This window comes from Microvirga brassicacearum (genome assembly GCF_008757455.1).
GTDB lineage: Bacteria > Pseudomonadota > Alphaproteobacteria > Rhizobiales > Beijerinckiaceae > Microvirga > Microvirga brassicacearum.
Map to the genome: position 1 here is coordinate 340,995 of NZ_VCMV01000013.1, position 24,241 is coordinate 365,235.

Annotated in this window: 22 protein-coding genes and 1 pseudogene; 17 read left to right on the top strand and 6 right to left on the bottom strand. The window is 63.5% G+C overall.

Annotation, left to right across the window (positions count from 1 at the left end):
* Positions 1–63: 63 nt before the first annotated feature.
* The 10 genes and pseudogenes from FEZ63_RS09125 (at position 64) to FEZ63_RS09165 (ending at position 8,597) form a co-directional block, all read left to right on the top strand.
* On the top strand, positions 64–669 hold the full coding sequence (locus FEZ63_RS09125; RefSeq protein ID WP_150943527.1) for a phenylacetic acid degradation protein PaaY: 606 nt from the start codon (positions 64–66) through the stop codon (positions 667–669).
* Positions 670–803: 134 nt separating this feature from the next.
* Complete coding sequence (locus tag FEZ63_RS09130) at positions 804–1,718, top strand: MBL fold metallo-hydrolase (protein ID WP_150943528.1); 915 nt, start codon at positions 804–806, stop codon at positions 1,716–1,718.
* Between the two features lie 397 nt (positions 1,719–2,115).
* On the top strand, positions 2,116–3,303 hold the full coding sequence (locus tag FEZ63_RS09135; RefSeq protein WP_150943530.1) for an ABC transporter substrate-binding protein: 1,188 nt from the start codon (positions 2,116–2,118) through the stop codon (positions 3,301–3,303).
* A 41-nt stretch (positions 3,304–3,344) separates the two neighbouring features.
* Positions 3,345–3,650 carry a DUF1330 domain-containing protein gene (locus FEZ63_RS09140; protein ID WP_150943532.1) on the top strand — a complete coding sequence of 102 codons (306 nt, stop codon included), beginning with the start codon at positions 3,345–3,347 and terminating at the stop codon, positions 3,648–3,650.
* Entirely contained in the window at positions 3,647–4,405 is a 759-nt protein-coding gene (locus FEZ63_RS09145; protein WP_150943534.1) for an ABC transporter ATP-binding protein, read from the top strand. Before FEZ63_RS09140 ends, FEZ63_RS09145 begins: the two co-directional genes overlap by 4 nt.
* Positions 4,402–5,109: an ABC transporter ATP-binding protein gene (locus FEZ63_RS09150; RefSeq protein WP_244622717.1), complete on the top strand. Its 708-nt coding sequence runs from the start codon at positions 4,402–4,404 to the stop codon at positions 5,107–5,109. The genes FEZ63_RS09145 and FEZ63_RS09150 overlap by 4 nt, the downstream gene beginning before the upstream one ends.
* Before the next feature lie 7 nt (positions 5,110–5,116).
* Positions 5,117–6,022 (top strand): annotated as a pseudogene (locus tag FEZ63_RS26045) (branched-chain amino acid ABC transporter permease); the annotation flags it as partial.
* Positions 6,023–6,157: 135 nt separating this feature from the next.
* Positions 6,158–7,054 carry a branched-chain amino acid ABC transporter permease gene (locus FEZ63_RS26050; RefSeq protein ID WP_338042208.1) on the top strand — a complete coding sequence of 299 codons (897 nt, stop codon included), beginning with the start codon at positions 6,158–6,160 and terminating at the stop codon, positions 7,052–7,054.
* Positions 7,054–7,809 carry an SDR family NAD(P)-dependent oxidoreductase gene (locus FEZ63_RS09160; RefSeq protein WP_150943538.1) on the top strand — a complete coding sequence of 252 codons (756 nt, stop codon included), beginning with the start codon at positions 7,054–7,056 and terminating at the stop codon, positions 7,807–7,809. The genes FEZ63_RS26050 and FEZ63_RS09160 overlap by 1 nt, the downstream gene beginning before the upstream one ends.
* A complete protein-coding gene (locus tag FEZ63_RS09165) occupies positions 7,806–8,597 on the top strand; it encodes an SDR family NAD(P)-dependent oxidoreductase (RefSeq protein ID WP_150943540.1) in 792 nt (263 codons plus the stop codon). Before FEZ63_RS09160 ends, FEZ63_RS09165 begins: the two co-directional genes overlap by 4 nt.
* 30 nt (positions 8,598–8,627) lie before the next feature.
* Here the strand turns inward: FEZ63_RS09165 and FEZ63_RS09170 are convergent, their stop codons facing one another.
* The 4 genes from FEZ63_RS09170 to FEZ63_RS09185 form a co-directional block, all read right to left on the bottom strand.
* Positions 8,628–10,166 (bottom strand): class I adenylate-forming enzyme family protein, encoded by a 1,539-nt coding sequence (locus FEZ63_RS09170; RefSeq protein WP_150943542.1) that lies wholly within the window; start codon positions 10,164–10,166, stop codon positions 8,628–8,630.
* Between the two features lie 8 nt (positions 10,167–10,174).
* Complete coding sequence (locus FEZ63_RS09175) at positions 10,175–10,930, bottom strand: SDR family NAD(P)-dependent oxidoreductase (RefSeq protein ID WP_150943544.1); 756 nt, start codon at positions 10,928–10,930, stop codon at positions 10,175–10,177.
* 22 nt (positions 10,931–10,952) lie between these two features.
* Positions 10,953–11,708, bottom strand: a complete 756-nt coding sequence (locus tag FEZ63_RS09180; protein WP_150943547.1) for an SDR family NAD(P)-dependent oxidoreductase — start codon at positions 11,706–11,708, stop codon at positions 10,953–10,955.
* A 135-nt stretch (positions 11,709–11,843) separates the two neighbouring features.
* A complete protein-coding gene (locus tag FEZ63_RS09185) occupies positions 11,844–13,214 on the bottom strand; it encodes an FAD-dependent oxidoreductase (protein ID WP_162419713.1) in 1,371 nt (456 codons plus the stop codon).
* A 300-nt stretch (positions 13,215–13,514) separates the two neighbouring features.
* Between FEZ63_RS09185 and FEZ63_RS09190 the strand changes: the two genes are divergently transcribed.
* From FEZ63_RS09190 to FEZ63_RS09220, 7 genes are all read left to right on the top strand, one after another.
* Positions 13,515–14,525 (top strand): NADPH:quinone oxidoreductase family protein, encoded by a 1,011-nt coding sequence (locus FEZ63_RS09190; protein WP_150943551.1) that lies wholly within the window; start codon positions 13,515–13,517, stop codon positions 14,523–14,525.
* On the top strand, positions 14,522–16,615 hold the full coding sequence (locus FEZ63_RS09195) for a 3-hydroxyacyl-CoA dehydrogenase NAD-binding domain-containing protein (RefSeq protein ID WP_150943553.1): 2,094 nt from the start codon (positions 14,522–14,524) through the stop codon (positions 16,613–16,615). The genes FEZ63_RS09190 and FEZ63_RS09195 overlap by 4 nt, the downstream gene beginning before the upstream one ends.
* A 63-nt stretch (positions 16,616–16,678) precedes the next feature.
* Complete coding sequence (locus tag FEZ63_RS09200; RefSeq protein ID WP_244622718.1) at positions 16,679–17,545, top strand: CoA transferase subunit A; 867 nt, start codon at positions 16,679–16,681, stop codon at positions 17,543–17,545.
* Between the two features lie 12 nt (positions 17,546–17,557).
* Positions 17,558–18,355, top strand: a complete 798-nt coding sequence (locus tag FEZ63_RS09205) for a CoA-transferase subunit beta (protein ID WP_150943558.1) — start codon at positions 17,558–17,560, stop codon at positions 18,353–18,355.
* 21 nt (positions 18,356–18,376) lie between these two features.
* Positions 18,377–19,585, top strand: coding sequence for an acyl-CoA dehydrogenase family protein (locus FEZ63_RS09210; RefSeq protein WP_150943560.1), 1,209 nt, complete (start codon positions 18,377–18,379; stop codon positions 19,583–19,585).
* Between the two features lie 13 nt (positions 19,586–19,598).
* Complete coding sequence (locus FEZ63_RS09215; protein WP_150943562.1) at positions 19,599–20,669, top strand: phosphotransferase family protein; 1,071 nt, start codon at positions 19,599–19,601, stop codon at positions 20,667–20,669.
* Positions 20,670–20,869: 200 nt separating this feature from the next.
* Positions 20,870–22,075: an acetyl-CoA C-acyltransferase gene (locus FEZ63_RS09220; protein WP_150943564.1), complete on the top strand. Its 1,206-nt coding sequence runs from the start codon at positions 20,870–20,872 to the stop codon at positions 22,073–22,075.
* 50 nt (positions 22,076–22,125) lie between these two features.
* Here FEZ63_RS09220 and FEZ63_RS09225 read toward each other — a convergent pair whose 3' ends face one another.
* On the bottom strand, positions 22,126–22,926 hold the full coding sequence (locus tag FEZ63_RS09225; protein ID WP_150943566.1) for a TetR/AcrR family transcriptional regulator: 801 nt from the start codon (positions 22,924–22,926) through the stop codon (positions 22,126–22,128).
* Between the two features lie 40 nt (positions 22,927–22,966).
* Positions 22,967–23,905 carry an SDR family NAD(P)-dependent oxidoreductase gene (locus FEZ63_RS09230; protein WP_162419714.1) on the bottom strand — a complete coding sequence of 313 codons (939 nt, stop codon included), beginning with the start codon at positions 23,903–23,905 and terminating at the stop codon, positions 22,967–22,969.
* Positions 23,906–24,241 lie beyond the last annotated feature (336 nt).

Consider the following 24,241-nt stretch of genomic DNA (forward strand, 5'->3'; position numbering starts at 1 on the left):
GGCAGGATGCAAAGATCAGGAAGCGCAGCCCAGGTCGCTATCGCTATCGTTGAAAGGCCGATCATGCCCGTCTATGCCTTTGAGGGAATCGTTCCCGTCGTTCATCCAACAAGCTACCTCCACCCCACAGCGACCCTCATCGGCGACGTGATCATCGGACCGCGCTGCTACATCGGTCCGGCCGCATCCCTGCGCGGCGACTTCGGACGGATCATCATCGAGGGCGATTCGAGCGTTCAGGACAGCTGCGTCCTTCATACCTCGGCAAGCTCGGACTGCATCGTCCGGCGCGGCGCCACCATTGGCCACGGAGCGATCCTGCACGGCTGCGTCGTCGGCGAGAACGCCCTCATCGGCATGAACGCCGTGGTTCTGGACAATGCCGAGATCGGCGACGAGTCTCTCGTCGCCGCCCTCAGCCTCGTGAAGTCCGATATGCGCGCGCCGCAGCGCAGCCTCATCGCCGGCAATCCGGCGGCAGTCGTGAAAACCATGGCGGAAGACGCCATCCGCTGGCGCAACAACGGGAATGGGGAATATCAGAGACTTGCGGACCGCTCTCGCACGGGACTCATCGCATGCGAGCCGTTGACCGAGTCCGAGCCGGACCGCCCGCGCATCGGCGGCGCCACACGGCCCATCCGCTTGAACATGGCCGCTCGGACGTGAGCCGGGCTGGCCAGGTGCATGCGGAGTCTCTTTCCACGGTTGATGCGCTGGATGATCGGTGTAGCGCATCCTTCCTGCCGTGGAAGGCGCGGCTTGAGCCGAATCCGACCGCGAGAAGATGGCGAGGGGATTGAATGACGCAGCTCGAGCCCGATAGGGGCGATGAAGCCTGTTCCGTCTACGACCGAGCGGTCCCCGTCGGTCCGGATGTCCTCCGGGTAACGGCGAACAATCCGAGTCCCTTCACCTCCTGGGGAACCAATACGTATATCGTCGGGACCGGCACACTTGCCGTCATCGATCCCGGCCCGGACGATGCCGAGCATCTCAAGCTTCTGCTTTCGATCATCGGAGACCGGTCGGTCAGCCACATCTTCGTGACCCATACGCATCGCGATCATTCGGCGCTTGCAGCGGGCCTGAAGGCGACCACCGGCGCGAGAACCGCGGCGCATGGTCCCCAGCGGCGTTTGAAGCCGACCGGCGGGCAAGGCGAAATGCTGATAGAGGCCGGCATCGATTTCACCTTCATGCCTGATCTCGTCCTCCATGACGGGGACGTCGTCGGCGGCGATGGGTGGTCGATCGAGGCGATCCACACACCGGGTCACGCCGCCAATCACTTGGCCTTCGGCTTGGTTGGGACCGGCACCCTGTTCTCCGGCGATCACGTGATGGGATGGTCGACGACCATCGTCGCGCCACCGGACGGCTCGATGGCGGCCTACATCGCCTCGCTCGACAAGCTGCTCGATCGGAACCATACCCTCTACCTTCCCGGGCATGGCGCGCCGATGACGCAACCGCTCGATCGTGTCCGCACGCTTCGCGCCCATCGCGAGATGCGCGAAGCGATGGTATTGACCCGCGTCAGGGACGGAGACCGGACCGTTCCGGATATCGTACGCGCCCTCTATAGCCGGACTGATCCGGCTCTGCACGGTGCCGCGGGTCTGACCGTCTTCGCTCATCTCGAACGTTTGATCGAACGCGGCCTCGTGAGGGCAACGGGGCAGGCGACGATGGACGGCCTCTACGAGCTCGTATGAGGGCGGGCGCTCGTAGGGGGACCTGCGATGCCAAGCCGCTCGAGCCCGCGGACCTTCGCCTTCCTGTCCGTGCGCTCGAACCGGCAAGTTTCACGGAAGGAGCCTCAACGCTATCGCGGCCCAATAGTCCTCCTGCTGTGGGATGATGCCTGCTCTGTGACGGGTCACGCAGAAACCGCCGATGACGCCCGGATAATCGGCTGGGTCCAAACCGCCGGCCATCTACCGGCGCCGCGCGCTTCCGCGGCAACACTCCTCGCCTGAGGGACGAGGCACTAGTCTGTTAGGACGATGCTTTCCCGCGCAGCCATTTCCATTCTTCCGCAGTCGGTCGCGGGGTGCCTCCAATGACGGAGGCAAGTCGATGTTAGAGCGGCCATGGGCTTCGGAGGAAACAATGAAGAAATTGCTGCTGGCGACGACTATCCTGACGGCCACCACGCTCGCGGCCTTTGCGCAGGACAACACGGTCACGATCGGTGTCCTGAACGATCAGAGCACGTCGTTTTCCGCTCTTGGCGGGGCGGAGGTCGTACGCGCGGCCGAACTGGCGGTCAAGGATTTCGGCGGCCAGGCTCTCGGCAAACCGATCAAGATCGTGTCTGCGGACCACCAGAACAAGCCCGACGTAGCTCTCGCCATCGCACGCGAATGGCTCGAGAAGGACAATGTCGATGCAATTGCCGATGTGGCGAACTCGGCCGTGTCCTTGGGCGTGAACACGCTCATTGGTGGGAAGAAGAAGATCGGCCTTTTCGTTTCGCCGCTCACCGATCGCCCGACCGAAGCCGATTGCAACGGCCATATCGTGGCATGGGCCTATGATGTCTATTCGACTGTGGGCACCACGGTTCAGGGCCTCCTCGATCAGGGCAACAAGTCGTTCTTCATCATGTCGAACGATTATGAGGCTGGTAAGGCACAGGAAGCTTGGGTCGAAACCGCAGTGAAAGCTGCTGGTGGTGAGGTCAAGGGTAAGGTTCGCGTGCCGCTGAACTCCACCGACTTTTCCTCCTACATCCTGCAGGCGCAGGCGTCGGGCGCGGAGGCGATCGTGATGAATGTCGGCGGCGCCGATCTCGTCAACGCGATGAAGCAGGCGCAGGAGTTCGGTATCATCGGCGGCGGACAGAAGATCGCCATCACCTTCCTGCACCAGTCCGACGCGCGGGCGATCGGCGTTGATGCCCTCAAGGGCGCTCGTTTTTCCGCACCCTGGTTCTGGAAAAAGGATGCTGAATCGGAGAAGTTCGGGCGCCGCATGATGGCGATCACCGGCAACGCGCCTGGCTGGATCGCCGCCGGCACCTATTCGGCCGTGACCGCTTATCTGAAGGCAGTCGAGAAGGCTGGCACGGACGAATCCACCGCCGTCCTCAAGGCGCTTCGCGAGATCAAGGTCGACGACTTCTTCGTCAGCAACGGCAAACTTTTCCCGAACGGCCGCCTCATCCACGACATGTACCTGCTTGAGGTCAACACGCCGGGTAAGGTCTCCGAGAAGGACGACTTCTTCAAGCTGGTCACCACCGTGCCCGCAGAGAGGGCCTTCAAGCCCTATTCCGAGAGCGCCTGCAAGCTGTAACAGGCTATCCGATTTCCGGATCAGGTTTGGAGGACCGTACGTTGCGCGGCTACATGATATTCGAACTGGAGATCACCGACCCCGTCGCCTGGGACGAATACCGAAGCATGGCGGGGCCGCTGATGGACGCCGCTGGTGCAAAATTCATCGTGCGCAGCGAGAAGATCGAGCCGCTTGAAGGCGGCTGGAACCCGGTCAGCATATCCGTCGTGGAGTTTCCAAGCTTCGAAGCTGCGCACGCCTATTACCATTCCGACGCATATAAGTCGACGCTGCCGCTTCGCGAGAAGGCTTCACGCGGGCGTGGAATCCTTGTCGGGAGCACGCCTCCTGCAGGTGAAGCATGACCATCGCCGCCGACAACATCATTGAGGTACGCGGGCTGACCAAGCGCTTCCACGGCTTCGCCGCTATTTCCAACGTCGATCTCGACGTGCGCCGCCAATCGATTCATGCGCTCATCGGCCCGAATGGTGCCGGCAAGACCACCTTCTTCAATCTCATCACCAAGGTCCATCAGCCCAGCGGAGGCTCGATCCGCTTCAACGGCGAGGACATCACGAACGAGGACCCTGCGCGCGTTGCCCGCCGCGGCATCGTGCGATCGTTCCAGATTTCGGCAATCTTTCCGCGCATGACCGTAGCGGAGAACGTTCGCATCGCGCTGCAGCGGCCGAAGGGCACCTCTTTTCACTTCTGGCGTAGCGAGTCCTCCCTTTCCGTGCTCGAGGATCGTGTCGACGAACTGCTCGCCGCCGTCGGCTTGGAGCACATGCGCGACCAGACGGCAGCGGGGCTGCCCTACGGCCGCAAGCGCGCTCTGGAATTCGCCACCACGTTGGCGGTGGAGCCGGAATTGCTGCTCCTCGACGAGCCGACCTCAGGCCTCGGCACGGAGGACGTGGAGCGGATCGCGGCGCTTATCCGCAGCGTCTCGGCGAATCGCACGATTCTCATGGTCGAGCATAATCTCTCCATCGTCGCACGGCTCGCGGACAAGATCACCGTTCTGGCCCGCGGCAAAATCTTGGCGGAAGGCACCTATGCCGAGGTCTCGACCGACCCGCGAGTGATAGAAGCCTACATCGGAGGTGAGGAGTGAACGCTCGGGTCTCATTGTCGGTCAGTGATCTTCAGGGCTGGTATGGGGAGAGCAAGGCGCTACACGGCATGACCTTCGAGGTCGGTGCCGGCGAGGTGGTCACCTTGCTTGGGCGCAACGGCGCAGGCAAGACGACGACGCTGCGGGCCATCATGGGCTTGCTGCGCAAGAAAACCGGAGAGATCCGCTTCGACGGCGAGGATGTTGCGGGCCGAATGCCCGAATATATCGCGCGACGCGGAATCGCCTATTGTCCCGAAGAGCGCGGTATCTTCGCTAGCCTCACGGTCGAGGAGAACCTGTTCCTGCCGCCCGTGATAGCGGAAGGCGGAATGGCCGTCGACGATATCTACGCGCTGTTCCCGAACATCGCGGAACGCCGCAACAGCCAGGGTACCAAACTTTCAGGCGGCGAACAGCAGATGCTTGCGATCGCACGCATCCTGCGGACGGGCGCTAATCTCCTATTGCTGGACGAGCCGACCGAAGGACTGGCCCCGGTGATCGTGCAGCAGATCGGAGCGGTGATTCGCAAGCTCAAGGAGCGCGGATTCACGGTCGTTCTCGTGGAGCAGAATTTCCGCTTCGCCTCCAAGCTGGCGGACCGCCACTACGTGGTCGAGCATGGCCGAGTCATCGACACGCTCGCGGCTGCCGATGTGGCCGGCAATCGCGACCGCATCCAGAACTACCTGAAGGTATGAACCCGTCATGATGACGCTTCTCGGAATTTCCCCGCAGCTGCTCTTTGGCCAGCTGCTGATCGGTCTCATCAACGGCGTGTTCTATGCGATGATGAGCTTGGGTGTGGCGATCATCTTTGGCATGCTGCGCATCGGAAATTTCGTGCACGGCGCCCAGTATATGCTAGGCGCGTTCGGCGCGTGGTACCTGCTGCATCTGCCGGATCTCTTTCCCGGCTTTGGACTGCCCTCGCTTGGCTATTGGTGGGCGCTCGCGCTCGTCCCGGTTGCTGTCGGCCTCATCGGCGCTCTCATGGAGCGCGTCTTCATCAGGCGCGTCTACGAGCTCGAGCACGCCTATGGCCTGCTGCTGACCGTCGGTCTCGCCATGGTGATCGAAGGATTGTTCAACGTCGGCTACGGCGCTGCCGGACAGCGCTACGATATCCCTGCCGCGCTCAGGGGCGGCGTCAACTTAGGTTTCATGTTCCTGCCATATTACCGACTCTGGGTGATCGTCGCCGGCCTCTTCGTATGCGTGGCGACCTGGTACATCGTTGAGCGCACGAAGCTTGGAGCCTATCTCCGGGCGGCCACGGAGAATCCGAACCTCGTCCGCGCCTTCGGCATCAACGTCCCGCGCATGCTCATGCTGACCTATGCATTCGGCGTCGGTCTGGCCGGCCTTGCCGGTGTGATGGCCGCCCCGATCTATCAGGTCAGCCCCCAGATGGGACAGTCGATCATCATCACCATCTTCGCGGTGGTGGTCATCGGCGGCATGGGCTCGATCTCCGGCGCGATTTTCACCGGTCTCATGCTCGGCATGATCGAAGGCCTGACCAAAGTGTTCTGGCCGCAGGCCTCCACGACCGTCATTTTCGTCATCATGGTGCTGGTTCTCGTCTTCCGCCCTGCCGGCCTTTTCGGGAAGGAAACGGCTTCAGCCCATGCGGCCGACATGTCGACGGCGCGGCCGAACAGCTTTCTGGAGAACGGTCGGCTCTGGCTGCCGATCCTCTCCGTGGTCGGCATGGTCCTACCTTTCCTGATCTACCCAGTCTTCGGGATGAAGATCCTGTGTTTCGCGCTATTCGCATGCGCCTACAACCTGATCTTCGGCTATGTAGGTTTGCTTGCCTTCGGCCATGCCGCCTTCTTTGGCTCGTCCGCCTATGTCGCCGCCTTCACTGCTGCTTCGTGGGGCTTTCCGACTGAACTCGCGATTCTCTCCGGTATGGTGGTGGCGACATTGATCGGCGCAGTCTTCGGGTGGCTCGCGATCCGCCGGCAGGGTCTCTACTTCGCCATGATCACCCTGGCGCTCGCGCAGCTCGTCTACTTCTACGCGATCCAGGCACCCTGGACGCACGGTGAAGATGGCATCCAGTCCGTGCCGCGCGGCTATCTGTTCGGCTTCATCGATCTCGACGACACGATGAACATGTACTACTTCGTGCTGGCGATCTTCCTGATCGGCTTTGCGGCGATCTACAGGATCGGGCGCTCGCCCTTCGGGCAAATCCTGAAATCGATCCGCGAGAACGAACCGCGAGCCATCTCGCTCGGCTATTCCACCGATCGCTTCAAGCTGCTCGCCTTTACGCTGTCGGCGATGTTCGCCGGCCTTGCCGGCGCGACCAAGGCGATCGTCTTCCAGATAGCGTCGCTGGCCGACCTCTATTTCACGACCTCGGCCGACGCACTGCTGATGACGCTAATCGGAGGCGTCGGTACGCTGCTCGGTCCCATCGTCGGAGCGATCGTCGTCGTCACCATGCAGAAGGAGTTCGCAACGCTCGGGGCCTGGGTTGTCGTCGTTCAGGGAGCGGCATTCGTGCTGTGCGTGCTGTTCCTGCGCAAAGGCGTGATCGGAACGCTCGAGGACTGGATGGCGACGCGCTCCGAAAGCAAGCGCATCGCTGCAGGATACGCAACCGGTCTGGCCGCAAAGGCAGTTGAGTGATGGCACGGCCGCTGGCGATCGTCATCGGCGTCGGGCCGGGACTTGGGCTCGCTCTCGTGCGCCGCTTTGCCCGAGGCGGCATGTCCGTGGGCTTCATGGCCCGGCGGGTGGAGGCCGTCGCCCGATATCAGGCCGCGCTCGATGCCGAAGGTTTCGAGACGAGGGGCCTCGTCGCCGATGCCGGCAATCCCGCCTCGATCACGCGCGCCATCGATGAACTGCGGAATACATATGGCGATGCGCACGCCCTCATCTACAACGCCGCCATTATCGAGCCTTCCCGCTTCGTCACTCGTTCCGGCATCGCGGAGGCACAGTATGCGTCTGCCCCCGGCTGGAAGGCGCATGGCGAGCCAATCAGCTTCGACTACCTGATGGACACGTTCCGCACCAACGTTGCGGGTGCCCACCACGCCGCCCAACTCGTCGCGCCGGCCATGATCGCACGCGGCACCGGCTCCATCCTGTTCACCGGCGGCGTGCTTGCTTTCGGACCATGGATCGAGTGGGGCGTGACCTCGCTGGGAAAGGCCGCTTTGCGCAGCCTTGGTCATTCGCTGTACAAGGAACTGACGCCGCTCGGCGTACAGGTCTCCACCATTGCAATCCATGGCACCATGGCCAAGGGCACCTCGTACGACCATAACCGTGTGGCGGATGCATATTGGCACGCGCATACGCGCCCCAGTGCAGAATGGGAGCCCGATTATCACTTCAGGCCGCATGAAGATGACGGCAAGGATCCTGACGCATGACACCTCCGATTGACTTTACCGGACGGCGCGCTCTGGTTACCGGCGGCGCCAGTGGCATTGGCGAGATCACCGCGAAGCTGCTGGTCGACCTCGGAGCCAAGGTGGTGCTCGCCGATCTCAATGCGGACGCCCTCCCCGGAGCGTGCAAACGCACTGGCGCGAATGCGTTCACGGTTGGTGACGTGGCCGTCGAGGATGCCGCTGAACGAATTGTAGCGGATGCAGCGACTGCGATTGGCGGCATCGATCTTGTATTCAATTCGGCAGGCATCGGCGATGATCTCGTGCCGCTACACGAGCAGTCGATCGAGCGCTGGCGGCGCGTGTTCGACGTCAGCCTCTTGGGCACGCTGCTTATCTCGCGGGCGGCGGGCAAGCTGATGATCGAGCAGGGACGCGGAGCGATCGTGAACGTATCGTCCATCGTGGGGCTCGACGCTTTCCCGGGCCGGTCCGCCTACGGCGTCGCCAAGGCCGGCATTGCGCACCTGACCAAGACGCTCGCCTGCGAATGGGGAGAGCATGGCATCCGGGTGAATGCGATCGCCCCTGCCTACACGAAGACCCCAATGGTCAAGGATCTTGTCGATCGGAAGGTGTTCGATCCCACTCTGATCGAGCGACGCACGCCCTTGGGGCGAATGGCCGAAACCGAAGAGATGGCTCGGGCGGCGGCGTTCCTGCTCTCGGACTGGGCATCCTACATCACTGGCGTCGTGCTGCCGGTGGATGGCGGCTGGAGCTCCTATGGAGCAGCCGGCGATGTAGCGAAGATCAGACACAAGTAGATTCGGCGAAGTCCCGTCTGAGAATCGCTCTCATTGCCGGCGGTACTTGTCCAGACCCTCGCGCTTGAGAGCCTCGACGAGGTCCCGTTTGCGGATCTTCGCGGCCTCGACCGGCATATGATGAATGATCTCGACGCGGCGCGGCACCTTGTAGGCGGCCAATTCCCTGCGGCACCATTCCCGCAGCTCCTGCGCGGTCACGACGGCGTTCTCGTCCAGCACAACGATGGCAACGGGGATTTCGCCCTTTTCGGCGTCCGGAGCTCCGACCACGGCGCACATCGCGACGGCCGGATGACAGTAGAGGACGCTCTCCACTTCGAGCGGGTAGATGTTATGTCCGCCTGCGATGATAAGGTCCTTCTTGCGGTCGACGATGAACAGGAAGCCGTCCTCGTCCACATAGCCGAGGTCGCCCGACCGCCATCCGAGCGGGCCGAATGCGGCGGCGGTCGCGTCTGGGTCGTCCCAATAGCCTTGTGCGATGCAGTCGCCGCCGATGATCACCTCGCCGATCGCGCCGCGCGGGAGTTCGTTGTCGTCATCGTCCAGGATCGCGATCCGCGACGATCCCACGGGCAGGCCGGCCGACCCGGCTTTGCGGACGCCGAGGGTCGGCTCGATCACATTCTGTCCGCAAGTTTCCGTCGCGCCGTAGACCTGCGCGACCTTCACGCCCGAGAGCTCCTCGAAACGCTTGATCACCGGCTGCGGAACCGGCGACCCGCCGGTTGTGCAGATGCGCAGTGACGACAGGTCGTGCCGCGCGGGCTCATGGCTGTTGACCATGTAGACATACATGGTGGGCGTGCCGCCGAAATAGGTCGCCCGGTAGCGCCCGATATCCGTCATTACGCGCTCGGTGTCCCAGCGGTCGTGGAGCACGATCGTGCCCCCGGTATAGAGGCAAAGGTTGAGCGTGACCGTCAGGCCGAAATTGGTGAAGAGCGGTACGGCGCAGAGATAGACCTCTTCGCCGAAGCGCGTGCGGTGGGAAACCATCATATCGCGCAACGTCGAGAGCACGCTGAAATGCGTCTGCGCGATGCCCTTCGGCGTCCCCGTCGTGCCGGAGGTGAAGAACAGGCATGCGACATCGCGGTGGTCGCAGGAGATATCCGCAAAACTCGGCTCAGCGGCATCCATGAGCGCTTCGAGGGTCTCGGCGCCTTGCCCTCCACCCTGCACGAAGCAGGCGCCGAGTTCGGGAAACTCGCCCCTGATCTCGGAAAAATACGCCCAGGTCTCCGTGTCCGCGACGATGGCGTTCATCTTCGTTCGCGCCACGATCCTCCTGAGTTCGCTGTGGCGGAACATCGCGCTCAATGGCGCCGGGATCGCGCCCAGCCGCTGGCAGGCCCAGAACGCCACCGCCATCAGCGGCGTGGACGGGAGATAGAGGCCGACCCTGTCGCCCTTCCGGATCCCGCGCCGCGCGAAAACGTTGGCCAGCCTCGCGGTGCGCTCGTCGAATTCCCGATAGGTCAACGTTTCCGCGTCGCTGACGATGAAGTCGCGGTCGGGCGCCAACTGGACGTTCCGGGCGAGGAGATGGCTCAGGATGTGCATGATGCTGCTCAGGAAATGAGGATGCCGCTGTCGACTGGAAGCTTCTGTCCGGTGGTCCGACGGGATTCGTCGGAAGCGAGGAACAAGACGGCGTTGGCGACATCAATCGGCTCGGTGACTCCAAGCAGGTAGGAATCCCATTGCTTCTTGAGGTGCGGTTCCTTTTCGAAAAAGGCCAGCACGCGATCCGTGGCGACCGCGCCGGGGATCACCACATTCACGCGGATCTTGTCCTTGGCAAACTCGACCGCCATCGATCGGGTCAGTGAAATGATGCCGCCCTTCGAGGCGGTATAAGCATCCCTGTTGGGTATGCCCATTTCGGCCACGATGGAGGCGCTGTTCACGATGGAACCGCCGCCCGACTTCTGCATCTGCGGGATCGCTGCGCGGCTGCACAGCCAAGTCCCGTAGAGGTCCAACTTGATCGCGCGCCAGAACTCGTCGAGGGGCGCCACCGTCAAAGGGCCGTCGCGGGAGGTTGAACCGCCGGCGTTGTTGAACAGCACGTCCAGGCGGCCATACGCGTTATGGGCAGCGGCAAAGGCCGCGTCGACGCTTGCGGGTTCTGTCACGTCGCACTCGACGAACGTCGCGGCGAAGCCATCGGCCCTGATCTCGGCCGCGACCGCCTCGCCTACCGCGCGGCGCCGCGCCGCGAGAACGACCTTGGCTCCTTCCTTGGCGAACAGACGCGCGGTGACCTCGCCAATACCCTGGCTCGCACCGGTGATGAACGCGACCTTGCCGTCGAGACGACCCATCAGACTACCTCCTCTTGCCGCATCACCACGCCGATGCGCCGCCGTCGACGGGCAAAACCACGCCGGTGATCATCGCGGCCTCGTCAGAGGCCAGGAACAGCGCCGCCGCAGCGACCTCGCGCGGCTTTGCCGGCCCGAGCACCTGTTTGAACGCCAGCGGACAACGCGACACGTCGCCGCCGGAAATCGCAAGGACCCTTTCCGTCATGGTAACGCCCGGAGCCAGCGCATTCACGCGGATGCGCGATGGTGCGTGTTGCACCGCCAGCGTTCGGGTGAGGGCCGAGATGCCTCCTTTGACTGCCGTGTAGAAATCGATGCCCGGCACCGTCGCCATGGTCACCGTGGACGACATGTTGACGATCGACCCGCCGCCGGCCGCCTTCATCGCAGGGATCGCGGCGCGGCAGGTCAATATCGTCCCCAGGAGATCGAGCTGCATCACGCGCCAGAGTTCCTCGATTGGCGCGTCCACGATGCTGCCATCCTTGCCCGACGATCCTCCCGCGCAGTTGAGCAGGACGCCGACGTCGCCGAGCGCCGCCAGGCCTCGGTCGAAAGAGGATGTGACGGATTGCTCGGACGTGATGTCGGTTTCGAGAAAGAGTGCCTCGCCGCCCCCTGCCGCGATCTCCTCTGCGAGCGCGTTCCCGGCCTCTGCCGCAACATCGAGCAGGCAGAGCCTGGCGCCTTCCTCGGCGAACAGGAGCGCCGCGGCCTTGCCGATCCCGGATGCCGCGCCCGTTATGAAAGCCGATTTTCCCGTGAGCCTGCCCAAGCGTTTCTCCCGTCCGTTCTCTCGTTTCGCATCATCATGCATTGGCCTGTCGGCGGATTTGCGCCTCGTCCGGATGGATTAATGGGCGACCCCGCCGCCCATTCTCGCCATCGCTGCCGAAATCGCCGATCCGCGTCAGCCGCGGGAGGCATAGCGCCCGGCCACCCGACCGAAGATCAGCGCCATGCCGACAAAGGTTCCGGACATGTAGCCGGCGCCGTGGAAGCCGCCGGTCACCTCGCCCGCGGCGTAGAGGCCTTGTATCTGCTCGCCGAACACGGTGCGCACGTTCATGCTGGTATCGACCGTCAGTCCGCCATTGAAGTGCGTAGTGCCCGCTTGGCAGATGACGGCGTGAAACGGAGGCTCGGCGATCGGCAGCAGCGCGCCCGCATCTCCCACGAGGTGAGTCCGGTCGAAATCCACGTCTCCGGCGCCGGCGAGTTGCGCATTGTATCGTTCGATGCTGGCGCGAACCCCTTCGGCGTCGAATCCTTCCGCCGCCAGCGCCTGCGCCAGCCCCTCGATCGTCGCCGCCTCCAATTCGCGAAAGCCTGTCAGAACCTTGCCCATCATGGTCGCGGAGTAATCGGCTTTCATCCGGCTGTCGTACACCTGCGCGCACACAGCCCCGGGCTGCGACAGCAGCGCCCAGCATGTGTCGATGTAGAGGTCGCTCTCGCGGCAGAAGCGCTGGCCGCTGCGGTTCAGCGCGATTGCGCCGGCATAGAGAACCATCGCTCCCTTGCCCGTCTCCGGATGGGAGGGGGCGGTCGGCGCGACGCCCAAGGTCATGTACGAGATGCCCGCGCCAAGCCCCATGCCCATGAGCAGCCCATCGCCGCGCGAACCCTGGCCGGTGAGCGGAAGAATGCCTTCTGCCCCCGGACGACCGAAGTTTCGGATCAGTTCGGGGCTCCGGGTGAAGCCACCTGTGGCGATCACGACGCCGTTGGCCGCGCGAATGCGCCTTGTGCCGGAAGCGCACTCGTACTCGACCGCGCCGATGCGCGATCCATCCATGAGGATCCGGCGCGCGCGCGCACCGGTTTGGATGCGAACGCCCCGCTCGCGTGCGGCGGCCTCAAGTCTGGTGACGATCTCCGCCCCTCCCGCCATCTCTTCTCCGGAAAGCTCGTGCGCCCAAGGCCTGCTCATATGTGCGAAGCGGAAGGTCCGGACGAAGCCAATGCCGAGTTGTTCGAGGCGCAGGAACGTCCCGGGCGCCTCGTCGACATAGAGACGCGTCAGGTCTTCCTGGCAGTCGTCATGATGTGAGTGGATCAGGTCCTCGTAGAGCTCCTCGCGGCTGCCGGCCTCGAGGGGCGTCTCGCAAAGGGCCACGTAGGCGCCGGACAACCTGGTGCTACCGCCCGTCTGCTCCTCCGATTCCAGCACCAGCACCGAGGAGCCGGCATCGGCGGCTTCGACCGCCGCCATCATCCCGGCGGCTCCCGAACCGATGATCACGACATCGGCCACCTCGTCATGTGAGTTGTCCATCATCTGCCCTCCAGAGGAGCACCGTGCAACCCGCCGCGGGCCGTGACATCGTCCGTATGAAGGGTGCGGACGCATTGACCTTGGCGGTTTCGTGGGAGCGGGCATCCGAAGAGCCGGCAGAGCCCCACATGAACAATCCCGTATGGAGCCGCTGGTCAATTTCCGAGGGGACCAGACAGGATGATATTCAGGCGTTCGCTTCGTTAGTCTCATTGGACGATGTTGGCGGCGGCCATATGGGGCAACTCCTAAGACCATCAGCGCCGGTTCATGGCGGATGAGAAGAGGGAGCGGCCTTTCACGATGAGAGCGGTTCTTTGCAGGGATTTCGGGCCACGCGCCGAACTGCGGATCGAGGATGTCGCGGCACCAATTCCGCGTGAAGACGAGGTCCTGATCGCGGTCGAGGCCTGCGGCGTGAACTTCTTCGACGGGCTGGTCGTCGAAGGCAAATATCAGACCCGGCCCGATCGCCCCTTCTCTCCCGGTAGCGAAGTGGCCGGTGTGGTGACGGCGGTCGGCGAGCGCGTGACGGCGATCGCCCCGGGCATGCGCGTTCTCGGCTTTGCCGGATTCGGCGGCTATGCGGAGCAGGCCATCGTTCCCGCGCCTCATGTCTTTCCCATTCCGGATGAAATGAGTTTCGTGGAGGCTGCCGGCTTCCTGATCACATACGGGACGTCACATCACGCTCTGAAGGACCGGGCGCAGATCACGCCCGGTGAAACCCTTCTCATTCTTGGTGCCGCAGGCGGCGTCGGACTGACGGCGGTCGAACTCGGAAAGTGCATGGGAGCACGCGTGATCGCTGCTGCTTCCAGTGTCGAGAAACTTGCCCTCTGCCGGACCTACGGGGCCGACGAAACGATCAATTATTCAAGCGAGGATCTGCGCCAGCGGGTCAAGGACATCACCGGCGGTCGCGGCGTGGACGTAATCTACGACCCGGTCGGCGGATCCATGACTGAAACCGCCTTGCGCAGCCTCGCCCTGTTCGGACGGCACCTCGTCATTGGATTCGCAGCGGGCGATATCCCGAAAATTCCACTGAACCTTCTCCTGCTCAAGCAGAGTTCTCTCATCGGCGTGTTCTGGGGAGCGCACGCCCGCGCGGCCCCCGCCAAGAATGCCGGCAACATCGCGGAGCTTCTCCGGTGGTTCGCGGAGGGAAAGCTCAAGCCGCACATTTTTGCATCCTATCCGATCGACAGGTTCAGCGAGGCCCTCGATCTCGTGATGGAAAGGGGTGTGCAGGGCAAGGTCGTTCTCACGACTGCCGACAGTCGTACTCATAAGGGCAATGCTTCGTCATGACCGAGCTTCTCACCCAAGCGGTATCGCTTGTCGCGCTTGGCGACATCATGGTGGCGACGGCCGACAACCCGCCCGTCAACGCTCTGTCGCACTCCGTGCGCGCAGGGCTGAGCGACGCGATCTCCGCCTTCGAGAAGAACGATGCCGCGCGAGCGATGATCCTTGTCTGCGCCGGCAGAACGTTCTTCGCGGGAGCCGATATTCGCGAGTTCGCAAAGCCGATGCGCGAGCCTCTCCTCGGCGAGGTGATCGCCCGCCTCGACGGCTGCACGAAGCCGGTTATTGCGGCGATCCATGGAACGGCGCTTGGAGGCGGCCTCGAAGTGGCTCTTGCCTGCAGTTATCGCGTCGCCGTGGCGTCGGCCCGGTTTGGTCTGCCCGAGGTCAAGCTCGGGATCCTGCCTGGTGCTGGTGGAAGTCTCCGGCTGCCCCGTCTGATCGGCGTGGAAGCCGCCCTCGCCATGATCAGCGAGGGACGTCAGATCGATGCCGCGGAGGCCGCCCGCAACGGTCTGATCGATGCGATCGTCGGAAGCGATCTCGCGGATGGCGCACTCGGTTTCGCGCGGCGGATCATCGATGCGGGGGGCGACATCCGCCGCGCAAGCGAGTTGCCGATCCCTTCGTTCCATTCGGCTCTGTTCGAGACCGCTCGAGCGTCCATGCGAAAGAGGTTTCGCGGCTATGTCGCGCCGCAGAAAGCCGTCGATCTCGTCGAGACGGCTGTGACCATGCCTTTCGCCGATGCCGGTGAGCGCGAATACGCAACCTGCAAGGAGCTGCTCGGCTCGCCTCAATCGAAGGCCCTGCGTCACCTGTTTGCGGCGGAGCGCGAAGCGCTGAAAATCGAGGGAGTGCCCGCCGACGCATCGCTACGCGACATTCGCAAGGTTGCGGTCGTGGGGCCGGGAACCATGGGCCGGGGAATTGCCGCGTGCCTTCTCGATGCCGGGCTTTCCGTGGTGCTGATCGGGCTCTCGGACGAAAGCCTCGGCAAGGCGAGAAGCGGGATTGCAAGGATCTATGAAAGCGCCCTTAAGCGCGGGTCGCTGTCGGCGGAGGAGATCGAGCGCCGCCTGAGTCGGCTGACGCTGACGCAATCCTATGACGGCCTAGCGGATGTGGATCTCGCGGTCGAGGCGGTCACGGAACAGCGCGACGTCAAGGCGGAGGTGTTCGGCAAGCTGGACGCGGCCCTTCGCGACGACGCCATCATCGTCACCAACACCTCTTTCCTCGATATCGAGGAACTCGCGAGTGCGAGCCGCAGGCCCTCGAACGTGGCCGGCATGCACTTCTTCAATCCGGCTCATGTGATGAAGCTCGTGGAGAACGTGCGCGCCTCCCGTTCCGCTCCCGACGTTCTCGCGACGATCACTGCCCTCGCGCGCAGGCTCGGCAAGACTCCCGTCATGGTGGGGCGATCGGAAGGTTTCGTTGCCAATCGCATGCTCTCCAAGCGCACGCGCGAGGCGCAGTTCCTTCTCGAGGAGGGTGCGACGCCGGCTCAGATCGACCGGGTCTTGAGCGGTTTCGGGTTTCCCATCGGTCCGTTCGCACTCGCCGATCTCGCCGGCATGGACATCATGGCGGCCGCACGCGCAGCCCGTCTTCCCCGGATGAGTGATCGCGAAAAGAGCTGCAACATCGTCGACAGGCTCGTCGCCGCCGGCCGGCTCGGGCAGAAGACGGGAGCAGGCTACTACCGCTACGACGAGAAGCGCACGGCATCGCCCGATCCGGAAGCGGACACGATCCTCGACACTCATCGTCGGGACAGAGGCATCGTCCCGCGCGAGATCTCCGACGATGAGATCCTAGAGCGTTGCCTCTACGCGATGGTCAACGAGGCGGCGAAGATCCTCGAAGAAGGCGCGGCCGCGAGGCCCGGCGATATCGACGTGATCTGGACCAGTGGGTTCGGATTCCCGTCCTATCTCGGCGGACCGATGTTCCATGCGGACCGGATCGGGATTCAGACGATCAAGGCAGCGCTCGATCGCTACAGCGCTTTGGTCGGGCGAGAATACTTCCAGCCTGCGCCGCTCATCGAACGGCTCGCAGCGGAAGGGAAGGGTTTCTACGGCTGAAGAGCCACGACGATCACGATTTCTACGAACAGGAAGACGGATTTTAAGCCAATGAACAAGGAAATGGACACCAGGTCGGTTGTCGCGCAGTTGCGGGACGGGATGACGATTGGAGTGGGCGGGTGGGGACCACGCCGCAAGCCGATGGCTCTCATCCGGGAGATCCTGCGATCCGATCTGAAGGACCTCACCGTCGTCGCCTATGGCGGCCCCGAGATCGGGATGCTGTGTGCGTCCGGGAAGGCTCGCAAGCTCGTCTATGGCTTCGTTTCTCTCGATGCGATCCCGATCGAGCCCTATTTCCGGAAGGCCCGCGAGGCGGGTGCTGTCGACGTGGATGAACTCGATGAAGGCCTGCTTCTTCTGGGCCTCCAGGCGGCCGGCCAGCAGCTGCCGTTCCTGCCGACCCGCGTCGGACTCGGCTCCGACGTGATGACCTACAATCCGTATCTGAAAACGGTTCGCTCGCCCTATGAGGATGGCGAGGAGCTGCTGGCGATGAAGGCGATCCGCCTCGACGCCGCGCTGATCCATGTCAGCCGCTCCGACCGGCTCGGCAACACCCAGACCGATGGTCCCGATCCGTATTTCGATACGCTCTTCGCCAGGGCCGCGGATCGGGTCTTCGTAACAGCCGAGGAGGTTGTCGATCGGATCGATATCTCCCATCCGCATCTTGCCAAGAACAACCTCTTCGAGCGCTCCCTGGTCACCGGCGTGGTGTCGGCTCCGCTCGGCGCGCATCCTACGACATCGCACGACAGCTACGGATGGGACATGGCCCATCTGAGAGCCTACGGCACGTCAGCTTCCGAAGAAGGAGGATGGAAGCGCTACTTCGACGAATTCATCGCCGGGGGCGAGGAGAGCTACTTCGATCGCGTAGGCGGCCGTGCTCACGTAAGCGCCCTTCCCATTCCCGCTTTCTGATCAGGACACGATATGACTAACGCCAACGATTTTTCACTCGCGGAACTGGTGATCGTCGCTGCAGCGGAAGCCTGGCGGGGCGACGGCGAAATGCTGGCAACCGGCATCGGCCCCCTGCCGCGCATCGCGGCCGGCCTCGCGAAATTGACCTTCGCTCCCGGTCTCATGCTCACGGACGGCGAAGCCTATACGGTCGAGGAACCGATCCCGCTCGGTCCGCGCGGCGATCGCCCGTTGAGGCCTTCCGGCTGGATGCCCTATAGCCGGATCTTCGACAGCGTGTGGAGCGGCAAGCGACATGCCATGGTGACGCCGGTGCAGGTCGACCGGTTCGCGCAGGCGAACATTTCCGCGCTCGGCGATTTCCGGAAGCCGAAGGTGCAGATGCTTGGCGTACGAGGATTTCCTGGGAACAGCGTCTGTCACAAGAATTCCATGTTCCTGCCGAGCCACAGCAAGCGGACGTTCACGGAAGCCGAGGTCGATGTCGTCGCCAGCGTCGGCCACAACCCCTCGCGCTGGCCTCTGAACGCCAACCGCAAGCCGGTCGATATCGGTATCATCGTCACAAACCTCTGCGTCTTCGACTACAATGGTCCCGACCATGCGGCGCAGGTTCTTTCGCTCCATCCGGGCGTGAGCTTCGAGGAGGTCCAGGCGCAAACGGGCTTTACGCTTCTCCGGGGGCCGAACATGCATGTGAGTGCGGCGCCAACCGAGGAGCAGCTTGCGATCATTCGCCACCTCGATCCCGGTGAAATTCGCACCTCCGTCATCAAGGGCAATCCGCCGGGCCAGAAGGCAGCATAGGAACAGAGGCGGATTGCGGAGATGGACTTCACATACAGTGCCAGAACGACCGAACTGCTCGAACGGCTCGGCGCATTCATGGATGCCTACATCTATCCAAATGAGCGCCGCTACCACGAGGAGATCGAGGCGGACCGGTGGGGCCACCCGCCCATTCTGGAGGAGTTGAAGGCGAAGGCGAAGGCCGCCAACCTATGGAACCTGTTCCTGCCGGATTCCCATCACGGCGCCGGCCTCAGCAACGTGGAATACGCGCCCCTCTGCGAGATGATGGGGCGCGTCCACTTCTCCTCCCAGGTCTTCAATTGCTCCGCTCCCGATACCGGGAATATCGAAACTCTGGAGCGCTATGGGACGCCGGAGCAGAAGGCACGATGGTTGCCGCCGCTTCTCGACGGGGAGATCCGCTCGGCCTTCGCCATGACAGAGCCGGATGTCGCCTCAAGCGACGCGACCAATATCCGGAGTTCCATCCGCCGCGATGGAGACGATTACGTGATCAACGGCCGCAAGTGGTGGATCTCCGGAGTCGGCGATCCGCGCTGCGAGCTCCTGATCTTCATGGGCAAGACCGATCCCGATGCGCCGAAGCACCTGCAGCAATCGATGATCCTCGTCCCGCTGAAGACGCCGGGGGTGACGGTGGTTCGCCCGATGCACGTCTTCGGCTACGACGACGCTCCGCACGGGCACATGGAGATCACGTTCGAGAATGTGCGTGTGCCTATCGAGAATATCCTTCTGGGAGAAGGGCGCGGATTCGAGATCGCCCAGGGCCGTCTCGGACCGGGGCGCATCCATCATTGCATGCGGCTCGTCGGCCTTGCAGAGCGTTGCCTGGAATTGATGTGCCGGCGCGTCAAGGGTCGTGTCGCCTTCGGCCGTCCCATCGCGGAGCAGTCGGTCACGCTCGAACGCATCGCCGAATCCCGCATCCTCATCGATCAGGCACGCCTCCTGACCCTGAAGGCAGCCTACATGATGGATACGGTCGGCAACAAGGAAGCCCGGGCCGAGATCGCCATGATCAAGGTTGCCGCGCCCACTATGGCCTGCAGGGTCATCGACTGGGCGATCCAGGCCCACGGAGCCGCCGGCGTGTCGCAGGATTTCGTTTTGGCGAACTATTACGCGCATGCGCGCAAGATCCGCTTCGCCGACGGGCCGGACGAGGTTCATCGCAACCAGATCGGCCGGATCGAACTCGCCAAATATGACGACCGGCATTAGGCGGTAGACGGACATGGACGCGAACCGCTTCATTGGAACCGAACCGCTGCCGCCGCAGAGCCGGATCGATCCGGAGCGTCTGCGACGCTATCTGCAGGCGCATCTGTCTCAATGCTCGGGCGACGTGACGATCGAGCGCTTTCGAGGCGGGCAATCGAACCCGACGCTTCTCCTGACTTTCTCGGGCGGCACGCGGCTCGTTTTGCGCAAGAAGCCGGATGGCAAGCTCCTGGCCTCGGCCCATGCGGTGGACCGGGAGCACCGTGTCGTCAGCGCGCTCGCCGGAAGCGGCGTTCCCGTCGCGCGCACGCATCACCTTTGCGAGGACGAGAGCATCGTGGGGGCGATGTTCTACGTGATGGACTACGTGGAAGGGCGCTCCTTCTGGGACCCGGCGCTTCCGGAGCTTTCTTCGGAGGAGAGGAGGGCGATCTATCGCGAGATGAACCGCGTCGTCGCCCGCCTCCACACGGTGGATTACGCGGCAAGGGGCCTCGAGACCTTCGGCAGGCCGATGAACTACATCGGGCGTCAGGTTGCGCGCTGGACGACGCAGTATCGTGCCTCCGAGACGATATCCATCCCGGCGATGGACCGGCTTATCGAATGGCTCCCCGACAATATTCCCGCCGAGTCCCGGCACGCGCTCCTGCACGGCGATTTCCGGATCGACAATCTCATCTTCGATGCCCGTGAGGCGAAGATTATCGCCGTGGTCGATTGGGAATTGTCGACGCTGGGCGATCCCATGGCCGATTTCGCGTATCACATGCTGACGTGGCATTTCTCGCCCACGCCCTTCCGGGGATTGTCTGGGCTCGATCTCGCGTCGCTCGGAATTCCAGACGAGCGCACCTACCGTGATCTCTATCTCGAGGCGACGAGGCAGGCGAACGTCTCGGATCGCCAGTGGTATTCCTATCTTGCGTTCAGCCTTTTCCGCGTCGCGGCCATCCGCCAGGGCATCATGAAGCGCGTTGTCAATGGCACTGCGTCGAACGTCCATGCGCGTGAGGCGGGCGCGCTCGCAGGGGCCGTTGCGGAGCAGGGATGGCGATATGCCGAAAGGGCGATGTGTGCATGATCAAGGCCCGGCCGATGCCGCGGCGACGCCCTGCACGACGAAAGACCGGGGGCGGTTTCGCATGCGGCACTGGAAGTGGGGCGCCTCCGCCGCATCGGACCGGCCGTTAGTCCCTTCAGACGATGCCGCCGCGCCGTCCGAATCCTACGCAAGGAATGCATGGCAAGCCGACAGGCCGCAGCCCTTTCAGGAGAACTCTCTTGCGCGAAGCAGTCATCGTTTCCGTCGCTCGCACCCCCATTGGAAAGGCCTTCCGAGGAGCTTTCAACGACACGGAGGCTCCGGCTCTGTCCGGCCATGTGGTGCGCCAAGCCGTCGCCCGCGCCCGGATCGCGCCGGATGAGATCGAGGATGTGGTGATGGGATGTTCCGCTCAGCAGGGAACGCAGGGCTACAACATCGGCCGACTGACGGCGGCCGCCGCCGGCCTGCCGGATTCCGTTCCCGGCATGTCAATCGACCGCATGTGCTCCTCGGGTCTCATGGCCGTCGCCATCGCGGCGAAGCAGATCATGGTCGACGGGATGAATACGATCGTCGCAGGCGGCGTCGAATCCATCAGCCTCACGCAGAACAAACACAAGAACACCCATCGCGCCCGGTCCGAAACGGTGGTTGCCCATTGGCCCCACATGTACATGTCAATGATCGAGACGGCGGAGATCGTCGCACGCAAATACGGCATCAGCCGCGATGTGCAGGACGAGTTCTCCCTCGCGAGTCAGTTGCGTACAGCAGCGGGCTACAAGGCGGGCCGTTTCAACGACGAGATCACGCCGATGCCCTCGCGCAGGATGATCGTCGACAAAGCCACCGGCGAGACCCGCTACGAGAACGTGACGCTGACTGAGGACGAGGGCTATCGTGCGGACGCGAGCCTCGAGGGACTTGCAAAGCTGAACCCTGTTTTTGCCGATGGCGAGACGATCAAGAAGGGTGAGTTCGTGACGGCGGGCAACGCATCCCAGCTGTCCGACGGCGCAGCCGCCCTCTTACTCATGGAGGCCCGACACGCCGCGTCCCGAGGGCTCGAGCCGCTCGGCATCTATCGCGGCATGGCCGTCGCTGGATGTCCTCCCGAGGAAATGGGAATCGGACCTGTCCAGGTCGTGCCGAAGCTCCTGAAGCAGCATGGCCTGACGGTTGACGATATTGGCCTGTGGGAGCTGAACGAAGCCTTTGCCAGTCAGGCGGTGTATTGCCGCGATCGCCTCGGCATCGATCCCGAGAAGGTCAATGTGAACGGTGGCGCCATCGCGATCGGCCATCCCTTCGGCATGACGGGGGCTCGCATGACGGGCCATCTTCTCATCGAAGGCCGTCGCCGCGGCGTCAAGTACGGTGTCGTGACGATGTGCGTCGGTGGCGGAATGGGGGCTGCGGGCCTGTTCGAAATCCTGCCATAGGAGCCGGGCTCTCCGCGACTGCGAAACCCCGGGGCAGCGGCTTGGGGACGCTATTTCAGCAGGTTCTCCAGCGCGTCGATCTGCTGCCTGAGACCGTCGATCGTGCGTCGGACTCCTTCGGAATCGCAGGGCTGGTTGCTCGATGCCTTCAATCCTTGGAGCGCGAGATCGGCGATCACGTCCGCAATCTCCGCCGGCGTCTTCAGGCCGTTCGGCGAGTACCAGCGCGACGTCCAGTTGGCCATGCCGATGACGGCGAAGGCGGCAATCTTGGGATCGACCTCCCGGAACTCGCCATTGGCGATGCCTTCCGAGATGCAGCGGACATAGAAGTCGTAAATATGGCGACGCCCGAGATTGTAGAGCGGGCCGAGTTCCTCCGGAATCTGCGTCTCCAGCCGGGAGAGAAGAATGAAGCGGGCCCCGGAGGAGAGCCGTCGGACGATCCCGTCGACGACGGCGCGGCGCAGCCTTTCCGTTGCCGAAAGGCCGGTTTCCTCGATCAGCTCCTGCAGCAGGTGGGACGGCGTCAGCGCCTCCGCCTCCACGAGGGCAGCAAGAATCTCTTCCTTGTTGCGGAAGTAGTGGTAGACCGCGGAACGTCCCAGGCCGAGGGCCTTCGCGATATCGTTGATGCTGGTCTGTACGTAACCCTTCTTGTCGAAGAGTTCGGCCGCGATGTCGATGAGCTGTTCGCGCACCAGCTCCTTGCGGGGATTGGTCGCGAGCTTCGTCTCCCTGGCCCGCAGAGCGGCGGACCATTCCGAGGTCTTCTCCTGGAGCCCGATCGCTGCCGGCTCTCCCGGGTTTCTCGCCCCATGCGTCGTATTGCTCAAGGTAGGTTCCTTCATCAGGTCTCGGGGACGCCCGGCCGAGTGTCTCATTATAGCATCATGCTCGGCCATGTAAGCGGCGGGTGCCGGTTCCGGAGCGCCCCCGTCCGGATCGCTCTGGCCCTGAAGGCCAGGCGTAGGAAAGGCCGAGTTTGTGCTGTCTGTGGCGCAAATGTTTCTCGAACGCGTCGATGACCGCCTCGAACGTCCATGCTCCCTCCAGGATGGGATCCGCGATCATGGGATGGCTGACGAAGGACAGCTGCCGACCTGCAATGCGCACGACCTGACCGTGAATGTCGCGGGCCCCGTCGGACAGCAGGTAGCTGATCACCGGCGCGCTGACCTCCGGATCCGGCAGGATGTCGGATTGGATCTCGCGGTTGGCCTGCCGGACTGCGGGATGGGCCTTGTGTTGGGCCGCCATCGCCGTCTCCGCGAGGGGAGAGATGGCATTGATGCGCACCGCTGTACCGGACAATTCCATAGCCCAACTGTAGGTCAGCGCCGCGACGGCCGCTTTCGTGGCGCCATATCCGCCCAGCGCGATGTCCCCGGCTTGCGATCCCGAGGTCACGGTCACGATGGAACCGCCGGTACCCTGCGCGAGCATGGCCTTCGCGGCCGCGCTGGCGCAGGCTGCCGTCCCCAGGAGGTTGATCTCGAACATCCGCCGGAGATCCCGCTCAATCGAGTCCATGATCCGTCCGTGGTGCAGAACCCCCGCATTGGTGACAAAGCCGGACAGCGTTCCGAACTCGGACACGCAAAGGTCGATGAGAATTTGCGCGGTCTCCCAGCGTGCGACATCGCCCGCATGAGCCAATGCCGATCCGCCCGCGTCCCGGATCGCCGCGGCCGTTTGCTCCGCTTTCCCGACGTCGATGTCGTTGACGACGACGTTCGCACCGAGGGATGCGGCATGGCGCGCATAGGCGGCGCCGAGGCCGGAGCCCGATCCGGTGACGACAACCGCTTTTCCAGACAGCGCGCTCATGAAGCCTCCTTCCGTGTTCTGTGCCGGGGCCATGTCGCCCCACCACCGGGGCCTCCGTCTTTCGCCGCGGGCCGCAGCGGCGTTGCCCCCCTCTCCAAGGCTGCCCTTGCGACGAGACCCGCGTTTCCATCGCACCGTCGAAGAGGCATGAGGATCGGCGCCTGCTGTTGAACCCGATCCGATTGGACCCCTCCCCAAGGGGACCTTCATCCTTCATTCGGACGATATGGCCGAATTTCCGGCGCCGATCCGCCGCAAGTCCGGATGGTAGTTCATTCAGACGATGCCCGGTCAGGCCGGGCATCGCATTCAGATCGGGGTATCATGGCCGTCGCT

Excerpts from the sequence above, each read along its gene's own strand:
- FEZ63_RS09125 (WP_150943527.1), top strand. The coding sequence starts at position 64 with ATGCCCGTCTATGCCTTTGAGGGAATCGTTCCCGTCGTTCATCCAACA.
- FEZ63_RS09130 (WP_150943528.1), top strand. The coding sequence starts at position 804 with ATGACGCAGCTCGAGCCCGATAGGGGCGATGAAGCCTGTTCCGTCTAC.
- FEZ63_RS09135 (WP_150943530.1), top strand. The coding sequence starts at position 2,116 with ATGAAGAAATTGCTGCTGGCGACGACTATCCTGACGGCCACCACGCTC.
- FEZ63_RS09145 (WP_150943534.1), top strand. The coding sequence starts at position 3,647 with ATGACCATCGCCGCCGACAACATCATTGAGGTACGCGGGCTGACCAAG.
- FEZ63_RS26050 (WP_338042208.1), top strand. The coding sequence starts at position 6,158 with ATGAAGATCCTGTGTTTCGCGCTATTCGCATGCGCCTACAACCTGATC.
- FEZ63_RS09160 (WP_150943538.1), top strand. The coding sequence starts at position 7,054 with ATGGCACGGCCGCTGGCGATCGTCATCGGCGTCGGGCCGGGACTTGGG.
- FEZ63_RS09165 (WP_150943540.1), top strand. The coding sequence starts at position 7,806 with ATGACACCTCCGATTGACTTTACCGGACGGCGCGCTCTGGTTACCGGC.
- FEZ63_RS09170 (WP_150943542.1), bottom strand. The coding sequence starts at position 10,166 with ATGCACATCCTGAGCCATCTCCTCGCCCGGAACGTCCAGTTGGCGCCC.
- FEZ63_RS09175 (WP_150943544.1), bottom strand. The coding sequence starts at position 10,930 with ATGGGTCGTCTCGACGGCAAGGTCGCGTTCATCACCGGTGCGAGCCAG.
- FEZ63_RS09185 (WP_162419713.1), bottom strand. The coding sequence starts at position 13,214 with ATGATGGACAACTCACATGACGAGGTGGCCGATGTCGTGATCATCGGT.
- FEZ63_RS09190 (WP_150943551.1), top strand. The coding sequence starts at position 13,515 with ATGAGAGCGGTTCTTTGCAGGGATTTCGGGCCACGCGCCGAACTGCGG.
- FEZ63_RS09195 (WP_150943553.1), top strand. The coding sequence starts at position 14,522 with ATGACCGAGCTTCTCACCCAAGCGGTATCGCTTGTCGCGCTTGGCGAC.
- FEZ63_RS09200 (WP_244622718.1), top strand. The coding sequence starts at position 16,679 with ATGGACACCAGGTCGGTTGTCGCGCAGTTGCGGGACGGGATGACGATT.
- FEZ63_RS09205 (WP_150943558.1), top strand. The coding sequence starts at position 17,558 with ATGACTAACGCCAACGATTTTTCACTCGCGGAACTGGTGATCGTCGCT.
- FEZ63_RS09210 (WP_150943560.1), top strand. The coding sequence starts at position 18,377 with ATGGACTTCACATACAGTGCCAGAACGACCGAACTGCTCGAACGGCTC.
- FEZ63_RS09215 (WP_150943562.1), top strand. The coding sequence starts at position 19,599 with ATGGACGCGAACCGCTTCATTGGAACCGAACCGCTGCCGCCGCAGAGC.
- FEZ63_RS09225 (WP_150943566.1), bottom strand. The coding sequence starts at position 22,926 with ATGAAGGAACCTACCTTGAGCAATACGACGCATGGGGCGAGAAACCCG.
- FEZ63_RS09230 (WP_162419714.1), bottom strand. The coding sequence starts at position 23,905 with ATGAGCGCGCTGTCTGGAAAAGCGGTTGTCGTCACCGGATCGGGCTCC.